The organism is Allobosea sp. R86505 (genome assembly GCF_042466375.1).
Taxonomy (GTDB): domain Bacteria; phylum Pseudomonadota; class Alphaproteobacteria; order Rhizobiales; family Beijerinckiaceae; genus Allobosea.
Map to the genome: position 1 here is coordinate 1,531,301 of NZ_JAXHPY010000001.1, position 14,044 is coordinate 1,545,344.

The 14,044-nt window shown below is 68.5% G+C and carries 16 protein-coding genes; 9 read left to right on the forward strand and 7 right to left on the reverse strand.

Features of this window, described 5'->3' with window-relative positions:
• The first annotated feature begins 94 nt into the window (after nt 1–94).
• Both SJY11_RS07310 and SJY11_RS07315 read left to right on the forward strand, forming a co-directional pair.
• A complete protein-coding gene (locus tag SJY11_RS07310; protein WP_376985949.1) occupies nt 95–880 on the forward strand; it encodes a 3-hydroxybutyrate dehydrogenase in 786 nt (261 codons plus the stop codon).
• Nucleotides 877–1,947: a patatin-like phospholipase family protein gene (locus SJY11_RS07315; RefSeq protein WP_376985950.1), complete on the forward strand. Its 1,071-nt coding sequence runs from the start codon at nt 877–879 to the stop codon at nt 1,945–1,947. The genes SJY11_RS07310 and SJY11_RS07315 overlap by 4 nt, the downstream gene beginning before the upstream one ends.
• Before the next feature lie 14 nt (nt 1,948–1,961).
• Here SJY11_RS07315 and SJY11_RS07320 read toward each other — a convergent pair whose 3' ends face one another.
• Both SJY11_RS07320 and SJY11_RS07325 read right to left on the reverse strand, forming a co-directional pair.
• Nucleotides 1,962–2,252: a type II toxin-antitoxin system RelE/ParE family toxin gene (locus SJY11_RS07320; RefSeq protein WP_376985951.1), complete on the reverse strand. Its 291-nt coding sequence runs from the start codon at nt 2,250–2,252 to the stop codon at nt 1,962–1,964.
• Nucleotides 2,245–2,514, reverse strand: a complete 270-nt coding sequence (locus SJY11_RS07325; protein WP_326905703.1) for a type II toxin-antitoxin system ParD family antitoxin — start codon at nt 2,512–2,514, stop codon at nt 2,245–2,247. Before SJY11_RS07325 ends, SJY11_RS07320 begins: the two co-directional genes overlap by 8 nt.
• 131 nt (nt 2,515–2,645) lie before the next feature.
• Here SJY11_RS07325 and SJY11_RS07330 point away from each other — a divergent pair, with 131 nt between their 5' ends.
• Nucleotides 2,646–3,059, forward strand: coding sequence for a DUF3830 family protein (locus SJY11_RS07330; protein WP_066726067.1), 414 nt, complete (start codon nt 2,646–2,648; stop codon nt 3,057–3,059).
• Between the two features lie 168 nt (nt 3,060–3,227).
• Here SJY11_RS07330 and ybaL read toward each other — a convergent pair whose 3' ends face one another.
• From ybaL to SJY11_RS07345, 3 genes are all read right to left on the reverse strand, one after another.
• Nucleotides 3,228–4,985: a YbaL family putative K(+) efflux transporter gene (gene ybaL, locus SJY11_RS07335; protein WP_376985952.1), complete on the reverse strand. Its 1,758-nt coding sequence runs from the start codon at nt 4,983–4,985 to the stop codon at nt 3,228–3,230.
• A 152-nt stretch (nt 4,986–5,137) separates the two neighbouring features.
• Nucleotides 5,138–5,458, reverse strand: coding sequence for a polyhydroxyalkanoic acid system family protein (locus SJY11_RS07340; protein WP_376985953.1), 321 nt, complete (start codon nt 5,456–5,458; stop codon nt 5,138–5,140).
• Nucleotides 5,459–5,620: 162 nt separating this feature from the next.
• A complete protein-coding gene (locus SJY11_RS07345) occupies nt 5,621–5,833 on the reverse strand; it encodes a hypothetical protein (protein WP_376985954.1) in 213 nt (70 codons plus the stop codon).
• Nucleotides 5,834–6,085: 252 nt separating this feature from the next.
• On the opposite strand from SJY11_RS07345, the gene SJY11_RS07350 reads away from it, so the two are divergent.
• A complete protein-coding gene (locus tag SJY11_RS07350; RefSeq protein ID WP_376985955.1) occupies nt 6,086–6,733 on the forward strand; it encodes a hypothetical protein in 648 nt (215 codons plus the stop codon).
• Between the two features lie 105 nt (nt 6,734–6,838).
• Here SJY11_RS07350 and SJY11_RS07355 read toward each other — a convergent pair whose 3' ends face one another.
• Both SJY11_RS07355 and SJY11_RS07360 read right to left on the reverse strand, forming a co-directional pair.
• Complete coding sequence (locus SJY11_RS07355) at nt 6,839–7,147, reverse strand: hypothetical protein (protein WP_376985956.1); 309 nt, start codon at nt 7,145–7,147, stop codon at nt 6,839–6,841.
• 149 nt (nt 7,148–7,296) lie between these two features.
• The gene (locus SJY11_RS07360; protein WP_192643951.1) at nt 7,297–7,554 is read right to left on the reverse strand and encodes a hypothetical protein; all 258 of its coding nucleotides are present in this window, start codon (nt 7,552–7,554) and stop codon (nt 7,297–7,299) included.
• A 315-nt stretch (nt 7,555–7,869) separates the two neighbouring features.
• Between SJY11_RS07360 and SJY11_RS07365 the strand changes: the two genes are divergently transcribed.
• The 5 genes from SJY11_RS07365 to SJY11_RS07385 all read left to right on the forward strand — a co-directional run bounded on the left by SJY11_RS07365 (nt 7,870) and on the right by SJY11_RS07385 (nt 13,989).
• Nucleotides 7,870–8,859, forward strand: coding sequence for an NAD-dependent epimerase/dehydratase family protein (locus SJY11_RS07365; RefSeq protein WP_376985957.1), 990 nt, complete (start codon nt 7,870–7,872; stop codon nt 8,857–8,859).
• Nucleotides 8,856–9,617, forward strand: coding sequence for an SDR family oxidoreductase (locus SJY11_RS07370; RefSeq protein WP_376985958.1), 762 nt, complete (start codon nt 8,856–8,858; stop codon nt 9,615–9,617). Before SJY11_RS07365 ends, SJY11_RS07370 begins: the two co-directional genes overlap by 4 nt.
• A gap of 29 nt (nt 9,618–9,646) precedes the next feature.
• Nucleotides 9,647–11,095, forward strand: coding sequence for an FAD-dependent oxidoreductase (locus SJY11_RS07375; RefSeq protein WP_376985959.1), 1,449 nt, complete (start codon nt 9,647–9,649; stop codon nt 11,093–11,095).
• Between the two features lie 84 nt (nt 11,096–11,179).
• Nucleotides 11,180–12,787 (forward strand): ABC transporter substrate-binding protein, encoded by a 1,608-nt coding sequence (locus SJY11_RS07380; RefSeq protein ID WP_376985960.1) that lies wholly within the window; start codon nt 11,180–11,182, stop codon nt 12,785–12,787.
• Between the two features lie 170 nt (nt 12,788–12,957).
• On the forward strand, nt 12,958–13,989 hold the full coding sequence (locus SJY11_RS07385; protein ID WP_376985961.1) for an ABC transporter permease: 1,032 nt from the start codon (nt 12,958–12,960) through the stop codon (nt 13,987–13,989).
• Nucleotides 13,990–14,044: the final 55 nt, after the last annotated feature.

The window sequence follows — 14,044 nt, forward strand, 5'->3', positions numbered from 1 at the left end:
GCGTTCCTGTGCGGGCGGTCGCGCCTCGGCGGCGCTGCCCTGTCCGGCCCGAACCTAAGCATTTTCGAAGCGATTGTCAGGAGCCTTGACGCCGATGTTTCTCAAAGACCGCGCGGCCGCCATCACCGGTTCGACCTCGGGCATCGGCCTCGCCTATGCGAGGGCGCTCGCCAAGGAAGGGGCCCATCTCGTCATCAACGGCATCCTGCCGGCCGACGAGGCCGAAAAGCTACGCTCCGAACTGGCCAGCGAGTTCGGCGTCAAGGTGCTGTTCTCGGCCGCCGACATGATCAGGCCCGAGGAGATCGCCGGCTTCATCGCCCAGGCTGAGGCCGAGTTCGGGGCGGTCGACATCCTCGTCAACAATGCCGGCATCCAGCATGTCGCGCCGGTCGACGAGTTCCCGCTGGCGAAATGGGACCAGATCATCGCGATCAACCTGTCCTCGGCCTTCCACACCACCCGCGCCGCGCTGCCGAAGATGAAGGCGAAGGGCTGGGGCCGGATCATCAACACCGCCTCGGCGCATGCCTTCGTCGCCTCGCCCTTCAAGAGCGCCTATGTCGCCGCCAAGCACGGCATCGCCGGCTTCACCAAGACGGTCGCGCTCGAGGTCGCGACCAAGGGCATCACGGTCAACGCGATCGCACCGGGCTATGTCTGGACGCCGCTGGTCGAGAAGCAGATTCCCGACACGATGAAGGCCCGCGGGCTGACCAAGGAGCAGGTCATCAACGACGTGCTGCTGACGGCGCAGCCGACGAAGGAGTTCGTCACGGTCGAGCAGGTCGCGGCGCTCGCCGTCTTCCTCTGCACCGATGCGGCCAAGTCCATTACCGGCACGACGCTGCCGATGGATGGCGGCTGGACCGCGGCGTGACCGGGCGCAAGAAGGCGGCTTCTCCCGTTCTCGGGCTCGCCGGCCCGAAGGCGCAGAAGTCGATCTCGTTCGCCTTGCAGGGCGGAGGCGCGCATGGCGCCTTCACCTGGGGCGTGCTCGACGCGATCCTGGAAGACGGGCGGCTCGCCATCGAGGCGCTGTCGGGCACCAGCGCGGGGGCGATGAACGCGGTCGTGCTGGCGGAAGGCTGGATCGAAGGCGGCCCCGAGGGAGCGCGGACGAAGCTCGAGGCGTTCTGGCGGGCGATCAGCGTCGACGGGAAATATGGCGGCTCGGAGCGCTCGCTGATCGACACGATGCTGGGCGCCTGGGGCGGCTCCAACGGCGTGCCGCCGGGCATGATCTGGTTCGAGATGTTCTCGAAGGTGGCGAGCCCCTACGACATCAATCCGCTCAACATCAATCCGCTGCGCGGGGTCATCGCGGACCTGATCGATTTCGACAAGGTCCGCGCCTGCACGCAGGTCAAGCTGTTCATCGCCGCCACCAATGTCCGCAGCGGCAAGATCAAGCTGTTCAACGGGCCGGAGCTGACGGCCGACCATCTGATGGCGTCTGCCTGCCTGCCGATGGTGTTCCAGGCGGTCGAGATCGGCAAGGAGGCCTATTGGGACGGCGGCTATATGGGCAACCCGGCGCTGTTCCCGCTGTTCTACGAGGCGGCCGGCGACGACATCCTGCTGGTGCAGATCAATCCGCTGCTGCGCAAGGAGCTGCCGACCAAGGCACGCGACATCCAGGACCGGCTGAACGAGATCACCTTCAACGCCTCGCTGCTGCGCGAACTGCGCGCGATCGACTTCGTCAACCGGCTGGTCGATGGCGGCAAGCTCGACAAGAACGAGTACAAGCGCGTGCTGATGCACCGCATCGACGGTGGCCCGCCGCTGGCGGAGATGACCTCCTCCTCGCGCCTCAATGCCGACTGGGATTTCCTGCTGCGCCTGCGCGACATCGGCCGTGCTGCGGCCAGGCGCTGGCTGAAGCGCAATTACGAGGCGATCGGCACCGTCGGGACGCTCGACCTGAAGGCGGCGTTCTCGTAGCGGCTGCCGGTCCGCTACAGGGACAGCCTTCGTACGCTCTTCACGTGGACGACCGCCAGAATCCGGACTCCCGATGCCGCCTCTTCATCGAGGATGACGTGCGAGCGATGTTCGTGACGGCGAACGCCCGGCGCGATCGCCTCTGCCTTACGGCCCATGCGAGGTTGGTTCGCCAGAAGCCGAAAGACATGGTCGAATTCGGCTAGGTAAGCCTCGACCTGCCGTTCTCCGAACCGCTCCAGGCCGAACAGGGCGAGGTCGTAAAGATCGGCTTCGGCGCGCTTGGTCAGCGCAAACTCAGCCATGGCGGCCGGCCTTGCCCCCCGCCGCGCGTTTCGCCTGCGCCAGAATGTCCGGCAGGGTCTTGTCGCTGGTGCCGCTGGCGCGCGATTCCGCGACGATGCGCTGGAGATCGGCCAGGGTCAGCTCGGGGTGGGCGCGTCGCTCGCGATCGCGCCTGACGAGGTCGCGGACATAGTCGCTGGTGCTGGCGTATTCGCCCTGCTTGATCTGGGCCTCGATCCATTCCTTCATCGGATCGGGCAAGGAAATCGTCATTGTCGCCATGGCGCACCTCCTTATGCTAGGGTAATCGGGATAAGATCATTTCACAAATAATCTTATTCTACCGTCTCGCGGCGCGGCCTCGGAGGGCGTTTCCCGGCGGTAACGGCATCCATCTCAGAGGCGCAACCCGCATGTCCCAGCTCATCGTCACCGCCGGCCCCTTCACCTTCGAAGCCAAGCTCGAACTCGAGAACGCGCCCAAGACCTGCGCCGCCTTCCTCCGGCACATGCCGTTCACCAGCAAGATCGTGCATGTGCGCTGGAGCGGTGAGGGCGTCTGGATGCCGCTCGGCGATCTCGATTTCGGCGTCGGCTACGAGAACCACACCAGCTATCCGGCGCCGGGCCAGATCATCCTCTATCCGGGCGGCATCAGCGAGACCGAGATCCTGCTCGCCTATGGCGGCGTGCATTTCGCCAGCAAGATGGGCCAACTCGCCGGCAACCACTTCATCACCCTGACCTCGGGGCTGGAGAACCTCTACACGCTCGGCCGCAAGACGCTCTGGGAGGGCGCGCAGGACATCCGGTTCGAGATGGTCTGAGGTCAGCCTGGGCACCGGTCGCAACGGACCCCGTCATCCTGGACCAGCCGCGGAGCGGCGCAGGCCGGGGTCCATCACAGGGCCCTGTCGCGCTCTATGATGGATCCCGGGACGGCCTGCGGCCGCCCAGGATGACGGTCTTGGTTCCGCATCCGACGATCCTTCGCGTCACGCCGCCGGCTGCGGTTCACCCTCCGACGGCGGCGTTTCCGGGGCCCCACACAGCGCCAGCATGGCGCGGGCGATCTCGGCCTCGCCCATGATCGTCAGGGTGGCGCCGCAGCGGGTCAGATGCGCGACCTCGGCGTCCGAATGGGCGCGGGCGACGATCGGCAGGGCCGGGTTGTCGCGCCTGGCCTGCTCGCAGACCTGCCCCGCCTCGAAGCTCTGTGGAATGGCGACGAAGAGGCGCCGCGCCCGGTCGAGACCGGCGGCCGCCAGTACCGCCGGATCGGCGGCGTTGCCGAGCAGCAGCTCGGCGCCGTCGCGGCGTGCGGTGGCGACGGCATCGCTTTTTTCCTCGATCACCAGCACCTTCTCGCCGCGCGCTTTCAGCCCGGCGCCGAGCAGCGCACCGACGCGGCCATAGCCGACGACGACCATGTGGTCGGAAAGCGTGGTGGGGGTGATGTCGAGATCGGGTGTCGGCTCCGCAGCCGGTTCGGGTGCGGCGACGTCTCCGGCCGCAGCCGGCTTCGCCGCAGGCTTGGCCTTGCCCGCGGCGTCGCCGGCGAAACGGTCGACCAGCGCGAACAGGACGGGGTTCAGCAGGATCGAGAGGATCGCGCCGGCCAGGATGAGGTCGCGCCCCTGCGGCGGCAGCAGCGCGAGCGAGACACCGAGCCCGGCGAGGATGAAGGAGAACTCGCCGATCTGCGCCAGCGAGGCCGAGATCGTCAGGGCCACGCCGTTCGACTTGCCGAAGGCGCGCACGATCAGCCAGGCGGCGAGCGACTTGCCGACGAGGATGATCGCCAGCGTCGCCAGCAGCGGGCCGGGCGCCCGCAACAGGATCGCGGGGTCGAACAGCATGCCGACGGAGACGAAGAAGAGCACCGCGAAGGCATCGCGCAGCGGCAGCGACTCTTCCGCCGCGCGCTGGCTGAGCGGCGATTCGCTCAGGATCATGCCGGCGAAGAAGGCGCCGAGCGCGAAGGAGACGCCGAACAGGCTGGCGGCGATGAAGGCGACGCCGAGCGCCACCGCCAGCACGGCGAGGCGGAACAGCTCGCGCGAGCCGGTATGGGCGACCCAGTGCAGGATCCAGGGAATGACGCGCCGGCCGACGACGAGCATGAAGGCGATGAAGGCGACGACCTTCATCAGGGTGAAGCCGAGCACGCCCCAGAGGCCGAGATCGAACTGGCCCGACAGCGGGGAGGGGACGCCGGGCTGGGCACCCCGGACGGCGTCGGCGACAGCGGGGATCATGACCAGCGCCAGCACCATGGCGAGGTCTTCCACGATCAGCCAGCCGACGGCGATCTTGCCCTTCTCGCTCTGGACGAGGCGGCGCTCCTGCAGGGCCCGCAGCAGCACGACCGTGCTCGCCACGGAGAGTGCCAGGCCGAAGACGACGCCCGCGACCCAGCCCCAGCCCATCAGCAGGCCAAGCCCCATGCCGAGCAGCGTCGCGGTGCCGATCTGGACGATGGCGCCGGGCACGGCGATCGCCTTCACGGAGAGCAGGTCCTTCAGCGAGAAATGCAGGCCGACGCCGAACATCAGCAGGATGACGCCGATTTCGGCGAGCTCGTTGGCGAGGTTCTGGTCGGCGACGAAGCCCGGCGTGAAAGGGCCGACCGCGACGCCGGCGACGAGATAGCCGACCAGAGGCGAGATGCGCAGTTTCTGGGCGAGCGCGCCGAAGACGAAAGCCAGGCCAAGGCCCGCAACGAGAATGGCGATCAGCGGGCCGTGATGCATGGGGCTCCCGGTCGGTCAGACGGCGAAAGGGGCGAAGCGGGGCGAGGGGTGACCATGCCGGCTGGCCCCCGGGATTTCAACCGCGCAGACCCTCATCTCGGGAAACGGCGGGCGCGGCGGTCAGCTTCGCGCAGGTTTCGCGCCGGTCTTTCTCAGGCGCGCGGCTTCTCCAGCAGGATCTGGCCCTGCTTCTCGACGCCGATCTTCAGCTTCTCGGCGAACATGGCGAGCACCCAGGGCAGCATCACCTCGACGCGCACGAGCGCCTGCTCGACGTCGAGGCGGCCGCGCACGGTGTAGCCGAGGGCGGCGACGCCGAAATGCAGGCTGTCGCCCTCCCAGCGCTCCTCGACGAGCTGCATCTTCACCATGCCGAGGCGGTCGCGGATGCGATCCAGGCCGTCGCGCAGGCGTGCCACGGCACCTTCACGGCCCAGATCGTGGGAGACGGTGATGCTGACGGGCTTGGCCATGCGGGTCTCTGTCTGGAGCGATCGGCTTTGGCCGGAGAATGGGCATGGCGGGCGGCGATTTCCAGACGCAACCCCGCGCCGGGGTGCCAGATCCCGCCATGTGCGCCTGAAAAAGGCCGGCGCGCGATGCGGCCGGCCTCTCCTTCGTCCGTTCGCCCGGCCTCAGCCGCTGCGCTCTCTGAGGCGGCGCTGGCCGTTCGCCGTGACACGCCAGCGGGGGCCGGTGGTCTCGACGAGGCCTCGGTCCTCGAGCAGGTAAAGCATCGAATCGTCGAAGACGAAGCGAGAGGTCTCCTCGCAGATGCTCTCGAGGGCGATCCACTCGGGATCGGACAGCACGCCGGGGTGCCTGATCAGGAGGTGCTGGATTTCCATGAGCGTCTCCTTTCTTCGCAAGGAATGAAGCGCGCTTGTCGCAGTGAATCGCGGCCTCGTCATGGCCGCTGCCGCCGCAAGCCCGCCCAAAGTGTATCGGTGGGCCTCCGCTGCCGACCGCGGCGAGCTTTCTCGATAGGCAGGGGAACTCTGTCGGCGATGGCCCGTTCTGTCCGCAACAGCTCACGACGCATGGCGGGCGACCGCGTCCGCACCGTGCCCTGTGCCCAACCGCATGATGGAGATTTCGCCATGGCGACCATGAACAGCTTTCCGCCGGACGTTCCAAAGGACATCGACGAGGCTCGCGAAGACGTCGAGGGCGCTGCCGGCACCGTCCGTGCCAAGGCCGCCGATCTCGCCGACAAGGCGACCGAGACCGTTCGCGACGGCTACTACCGCGCCAAGGACGCTCTGACGGACGCGGACCCGATGGAGATGGCCCGCGAGGGTGGCGAGGCGGTGCGCGATGCCGTGGAGCGTCACCCGCTTGCGGCCTTCGGTCTCGGCGCGCTCAGCGTCGGCCTGATCGCCTGGGCGGCGATGCGGGGCCAGTCGACGTCGCGCTACGAGCGCTATCAGCCTGATTACGGACGCTGGAGCCGGATGCTGCAGGGCTATGGCAGCGAGGCCGCCGATACCGGCGAGGGTGTGCTGAAGAGCGGCGAAAAGTGGCTGCGCAGCCAGAGTGGCAGCGCGCGCGAACAGGCCCGCGACTATGCCTCCCAGGCGCGTGACTATGCCGATTACGGCAGTCGCGCGATCGCCCATCGCGCCGAGCGCGAGCCGATCGCGGCGATGATCGGCGTCGGCATCGCCGTCTATGTCATCGGCTCGCTGATCGCCTCTGCCACGGCCAGCGACAGCGCGTCAGCCCGCCGCCGCACCGCCAAGCGCTGAGCGGCCGGTCCGGCTCGGCCCAACAAGAAGCCCTGCCGCATTGCTGCGGCAGGGCTTTTTTCGTCGGCTAACCCTACGCGCTCCCGAACCGGGAGGCGCCGAGGCTCACCACCAGCCGCCGCCGTAATAGCCACGACGGTAATAGCCACGCCCGTAATAGCCATGATTGGCCGAAGCCGCGATCGCGCCACCGACGACGCCAGCTGCGACGCCGGCCGCAACCGCGCTGCCGGCTTCGTTCGAGGCGCGGCGGTTCTCCACGTAATTGGCGGAGCGGCACTGCTGATAGGCGCGGGTGCCGGGGCGGAAGCCCTGCGATTCGCAGGTGATCTCGGCGTCGGCAAGCGATTCCTGCGCCGTCTGGCAGCCGGCGAGCACGGCCGCCATAGCTCCGACAATCAGAATGGTACGCATTTCTTGTCCCTTTTTGCAGCCTCCCAAAGGCTCACCGGACTAAAATGCAGGACCTCCGGAAGGTCAAGACAAACAGCGACACATCCGGCAACACTTCGGCCGCGCGCCGCGGCGGCGCCTCGTAATCCCGGCCGAAGGCGATGGGCGGCTCAGCCGGCCTTGCGTGCCGGCTTCTCAACCGGCTTGCCCGAGCGCGTCAGGCTCGCGATCTCGAGCGGCGGCATGCCGGACTTCTCGGCGATGATCCGGTCCTGCTCCATGATGGCGTCGCGGGCAGGCTCGTCGCCGTCGAGCCCGCCGAGCAGTTCCGTGGGCACCCGACGGTTGGAGCGGCGCGAGCCATCGACATAAACGACGTCGAACATCACGAACTCGGCCTCGAGCGGCTTCGATTTCTTCCGGGCCATGGCAGGCTCCTCTCAAGCGATGGTCATGTCGGCGCCGCGGGGCGATGGCGCGCCACACCTTGCGAGGACGCGCAAGGCCAGTGCGGGGACGGGGCCGAAGGGTGATGCGGGGACGCCTAGCCCAAGAGGCGATGCCTTGCAATGCGCCGGGACGTGCCGAATCCGCAGGCACCCCCGCAGGATACGGGCTTGCGGCGGTCCCGGCGGTGGCCTTAGCTCATGACGTTCCCGGCTGTCCGATGACGGAACCGAGGCGCGAACCCGCCTGTCCTGTTCCGCCTTCGGCGGAGCCTGTCCCGCTGCGTGAGGCCCACCGTGAGAACCCTGATCTTCGGCGGCGCCGGCTTCGTCGGCCTCAACATCGCGGAGGCCTTGCTGCGGGCCGGGCACGAGGTCGCCGCCTTCGACCGCTCGCCGATTCCGGCGGCGGCCGTCGACGCCTTCGCCGGCCTGCCGGGCCGCTTCACGGCGCTCGCGGGCGACGTCACCGACGAGGCCGCCGTGGCTTGGGCGGTGTCGGCGGGGACGGATCTCGTCGTCAACGGCGCGGCGATCACCGCGGGGCGCGAGCGCGACGCGGCCGATCCGGCGACGACGTTGAAGGTCAATCTCTTGGCACAGGTGCCCATCCTGGCCGCGGCGCGGGCGGCGGGCGTGCGCCGGGTCGTCAATCTGAGCTCGGCGGCCGCCTATGGGTCGGCCGGCGAGCGCCTGCCCGAACTCGACGAGGCGTCGCCGGGCGACCCGGTCGGGCTCTACGCCATCACCAAATGGGCGAGCGAGCGCGTCGGCGCGCGGCTCGGCGATCTCTGGGGGCTCGACGTCGTCAGCCTGCGGCTGAGCGGCGTCTTCGGCCCCTGGGAGCATGCGACGGGCGTGCGCGACACGCTGAGCCCGCATTGCCAGGTCCTGGCGGCGGCCGTGGCGGGGCAGCCGGCGATCCTGCCGCGGCCGGGCCTGCGCGACTGGATCTACGCGCCCGATGTGGCGGACGCCGTGCTGGCGGTGGCGGCGGCCGAGAAGCTGGGCCACGGCGTCTACAATGTCTCGACGGGCAAGCGCTTCACGCTGCTCGATTGGAGCCAGCGGCTGGCGCAGGCCTTTCCTGGTTTCGTCTGTCGGCTGGCGGAGCCGGGCGAGGCGGCGACGATCGACTTCCACGGCCCCTCCGACCGTGCGCCGATGGCGGTGACCCGGATCGCGCAGGATCTCGGCTGGGTGGCGCAGACGGAGGGGCTGGATTCGGCCGACCGGCTCGCCGCCTGGTGGCACACCCAAGGACGGACCATGGAGACGGGACGATGAAACTCGCCGGCAAGACGGCACTGGTGACGGGCGCGGGCTCGGGCATCGGCCAGGCGATCGCGCTTCTGTTCGCCACCGAGGGCGCGCAGCTCGCACTGGTCGACCGCGACGAGGCCGGGCTCACCGGGACGCAGGCGCAGATCGCGGCGGCGGGTGGCGCGGCGATCATCCAGTGCGGCGATGTCGGCGCTCCCGGTTTCGCGGAGGCGGCCGTCGCGGCCTGCGCCGCGCGCTTCGGCGGCCTCGACGTGCTGGTGACGGCGGCGGGTTTCTCCTGCGGCGGCACGGTGACGACGACGGCGCCGGAAGACTGGGACGCCGTGTTCCGCGCCAATGTCGGCGGCACCTTCCTGTTCGCGCGCGCCGCGATCCCGCTGATGCAGGCCCGCGGCTGCGGGGCGATCGTCACCTTCGCCTCGCAGCTCGCGCTCGCCGGCGGGCGCGGCAACAGCGCCTACATCGCGGCCAAGGGCGCGATCCTCTCGCTGACGCGGACGATGGCGCTGGATTATGCAGCCGACGGCATCCGCGTGAACGCGATCGCGCCGGGCGCCATCGACACGCCGATGCTGCGGCGCAGCTTCGCCCGGCATGCCGATCCGGAGCCGGTGCGGGAGGCCTCGCGCAGCCGCCATGCGATGAAGCGCTTCGGCCGGGCGGAGGAGGTCGCGCAGGCCGCCCTCTATCTCGCCAGCGATGCCTCATCCTTCAGCACCGGCACCACCATGGTCGTCGATGGCGGCTGGCTGGCGGCCTGAAGCCGGCGAAGGAGGGCGCGATGGACGGCATGAACGCTGCATCGGGGGACGCCATGAAACATGACGGTCTCTCCCTGCTCGAAAGCCGCGTGGCGGCCGATCTCGCCCGCACTGCCCATCCGCGTGCGCCCTGGCTAAAGCCGGTGACCGGCCCCGACGGCCAGCCGGCCCATGACGTGATCATCGTTGGCGGCGGACAGTCAGGCCTCGCCACGGCCTTCGGGCTGCTGCGCTCGCGCGTCGACAACATCCTGGTGCTGGACAAGGCCCCGGCGGGGCAGGAGGGGCCCTGGCGGACCTATGCGCGCATGCACACGCTGCGCAGCCCGAAGGACTTCACCGGCCCCGACCTCGACATGCCCTGCCTGACCTACCAGTCCTGGCACGAGGCGAAGTTCGGCGCCGACAGCTGGGACGAGCTTGCCCTGATCCCGAAGGGGCACTGGGCGGATTATCTCGACTGGTTCCGGCATGTCACCGGCCTGCCGGTGCGCAGCGAGGCCGAGGTCGTCGACATCGCGCCGGATTCGGGCCTGCTGGCAGTCACGGTCAGGAGCCGGGGCGTCGAGAGCCGGCTCTACGCGCGCAAGGTCGTGCTCGCCACCGGCCAGGAGAGCATGGGCGACTGGAGCCTGCCGGCGCCGATCGCGGCGCTGCCGGCGCAGCGCCGGGCGCATTGCGCGCAAGCCATCGACTTTACGGCGCTGGCGGGAAAGCGCGTGGCGGTGATCGGCGCCGGCGCCTCGGCCTTCGACAATGCCGCCACCGCACTCGAAGCCGGGGCCGCGGCGGTGCATCTGCTCTGCCGGCGCAAGGAGATCCAGGTGGTGCAGCCCTATCGCTGGCTGACCTTCCGGGGCTTCCTGCGCCATCTCGGCGATCTCGACGACGCCTGGCGCTGGCGCTTCATGAGCGCGGTGCTGGGTCTGCGCGAGGGGTTTCCGCAGGCGACCTATGACCGCTGCGCGGTTCACGACGCCTTCCGGCTGCATCTGGGATCGCCCGTCATCAGCGCCATCGACGGTCCGGGCGGGGTCGAGCTGGCGACGCCGTGCGGCTCCGTCACGGCGGATTTCGTGATCTGCGCGTCGGGCATCGAGATCGACCTCGCGGCCCGGCCGGAGCTCGCGCGCTTTGCCGGCAACACCGCCTCCTGGGGCGACCGCTACACGCCGCCGCCGGCCGAGCGGGACGAGCGGCTGGCGCGCTTTCCCTATCTCGGCGACGATTATGCACTGAGCGAGCGGGTGCCCGGCGCGACGCCCTGGATCGCCGACATCCATCTGTTCAGCATCGCTTCGACGATGAGCTTCGGCGCGTCCGGCTCCTCGATCAACGCCATGACCACCGCGGTGCCGAAGCTGGTGTCGGGGCTGACGCGCGGGCTATTCCGGGCCGATGTCGGGACGCTCTGGGAGGAGTTCCAGGCCTATGACGTGCCGCAGGCGGTGCTGCGCTCCCCGGCGCGGGGCGGGTGAGACGGGCCTGCATGGCACCGGGCTTGCATCCTGTTCCGTTCGGAACCAACCTGTCGATCGAACCACAAAAAAGAGGGGATCATCATGAGCATGCTGCGGACCGCCTGCCTCGCGGCGGCACTGTTGACGTCGACGGCGCTGCCGGCTCTGGCGCAGACGCGCGCCGAGACGCTGCGCCACGTCACCGGCGCCGCGATCAACACGCTCGACCCCAACATTCCGGGCTCGACGCGCGAGGCCTTCGGCCTCTCGCTCCTGACCTATGACCGCCTGCTCTCCTTCGGGAAGAAGCAGCTCGACGGCAAATGGGTCTTCGACCTCGACACCTTCAAGCCGGAGCTGGCCGAGAGCTACACGGTCAGTCCCGACGGGCTGAAGATCACCTTCAAGCTGCGCAAGGACGCCAAGTTCCACGACGGTGCGCCGGTGACGGCCGATGACGTGAAATGGTCGCTCGATCGCGCGGTGACCGCCAATGTGCTCGGCAAGGGCCAGCTCCTGACGGGCTCGCTGACCAGCCCCGACCAGTTCAAGGTCATCGACGCCCACACCTTCGAGGTGACGCTGCCCAAGCCCGACAAGCTGGCTCTGGCCAACCTCGCCGTGGTCTATCCGGTGATCTTCAACTCCAAGCTCGCCAAGTCGAAGGCCACCGCCGAAGACCCCTGGGCGCTGGCTTGGCTGAAGGAGAATACCGCGGGCTCGGGCGCCTACATCATCGAGAGCTTCAAGCCGGGCGAGACTACGATCCTGCGCCGCAACCCGGACTGGAACCGCGGCTCGGCCGACAAGCCCGCGGCCTTCAAGCGCATCATCACCCAGACGATCCCCGAGGCCGCGACCCGCGCCAACCTCGTCGAGAAGGGCGATGCCGACATCGCCATCGACCTGCAGGCGACGGATGCCGCCGATCTCGAGAAGAAGGGCAAGCTCAAGGTCATCTCGACCCCGCAGTACAACGCCATCACCTTCGTCTCGTTCAACAACCAGATCCCGCCCTTCGACAAGATCGAGGTGCGCAAGGCGATCGCCGCCGCGCTGCCCTATGAGGACATGTTCAAGGCGGCGCTGTTCGGCCGTGGCGCGCCGCTCTATGGCGCGACCTGGGCGGACGGAAAGGCTCCGACGGGCGCGACCTTCCCGATCCCGCAGCCGGTGAAGACCGACCTCGTCGAGGCCAAGAAGCTCCTGACCGCAGCCGGCTTCCCCGACGGGTTCTCGACGACCTTCTCCTTCAATGTCGGCCAGGCCGGCACGGCCGAGCCGATGGCGGCGCTGCTCAAGGAATTGCTCGCCAAGATCGGCATCAAGGTCGACATCCAGAAGCTGCCGGACGCGCAGATGTCGACGCTGATCAACGAGAAGAAGGTGCCGTTCTTCACCGAGGGCATCGTCGCCTGGCTGCCCTCGATGGATTACTTCTACCGCAACTTCTACATCGGCCCGATCCGCTGGAACTACTCCTCGATCAACGATCCGCAGATCACGGAATGGGCTCAGACGGCCCGTTTCGAGCCGGATGCGGCCAAATATGCGGCGCTGGGCAAGCAGCTCAACACGCGGCATTTCGAGCTGATGCCGCAGATCCCGCTCTGGCAGCCCTCGCAGGACGCGGTGATGGCGCCTTCCGTCGAAGGCTATGTCTACCAGTTCCATCGTCAGATCGACTTCCGGGATCTGAGCCGGAAGTGATATCGGCCTGAGTGGCTCGACAACCTACGACGACATCCTGGGCTTCGCGTCAGCGAAGTCCCGGGATCCATCGTAAAGCACGACAGTGCCCTCGGATGGATCCCGGCCCGCGCCGCTTTGCGGCTTGGCCAGGATGACGCTGCAGGGGTTAGCCAGGCGAGCGAGAACCCATGTCGCAACTCTCCACCACAGCCAAACGGGCCGGCTGGCGCTTCGCCTCGTCGCTGCCGGCGCTGTTTGGCGTGCTGGTATTCACCTTCCTGCTGATGCGGGTGCTGCCGGGCGATCCGGCGGTGTTCTTCGCCTCGGGCCCCACCGCGGGCAAGGAGGAGATCGAGATGATCCGCAAGCAGATGGGCCTCGACAAGCCGGTGCCCGAGCAGCTGCTGCGCTATCTCGGCGATATCGGTTCGGGCAATCTCGGGCGGTCGCTGACCACCGGGCAGCCGGTGCTGGCGGATCTGCAATCGCGGCTGCCGGCCTCGCTGGAGCTGACCTTCTCGGCGCTGCTGATCGCGCTTTTGACCGCGATCCCGCTCGGCGTCGCGGCGGCGCTGCGGCAGGGCTCCTGGATCGACCATGTCGTGCGCTTCATCTGCGCGCTTGGCGTCTGCGTGCCGACCTTCGTCTCCGGCCTGCTGCTGATCTATGCCTTTTACTACCTTCTTGGGCTCGCACCCGATCCGACGGGCCGCGTCGACATCTTTACCTCGCTGCCGCCGCGCCTGACCGGCTTCCTGCTGATCGACTTCGCACTCGCCGGCGACTGGGAGGGCTGGCGCGCGGCGGCCTCCCAGCTCGTGCTGCCGGCCTTCACCATGGCACTGTTCGTGGTGGCGCCGCTGGCGCGGATCACGCGGGCGGCGATGCTGGCCTCGCTCGGCAGTGATTTCGTCCGCACCGCGCGCTCGCTCGGCCTGCCGCCGGCGAAGGTCATCGTCACCTACGCGCTCCGGAACGCGCTATTACCGGTGCTGACCATCGCCGGTATCGTGTTCTCGACCATGCTCGGCGCCAACGTGCTGGTCGAGAAGGTGTTCTCCTGGCCCGGCGTCGCCTCCTATGCGCTCGATGCGCTGCTCTCCTCCGACTATGCGCCGGTGCAGGGCTTCGTCCTGCTGATGGCCTCGATCTTCGTCGTGGTGAACCTGACCGTGGACGTGCTCTACGGCATCGCCGATCCCAGGGTGTCGGTGGAATGAGGGCTGCGGAAACACTGCGCGCGTTCCCCTCCCCCTGGTGGGGAGGGGTCAGGGG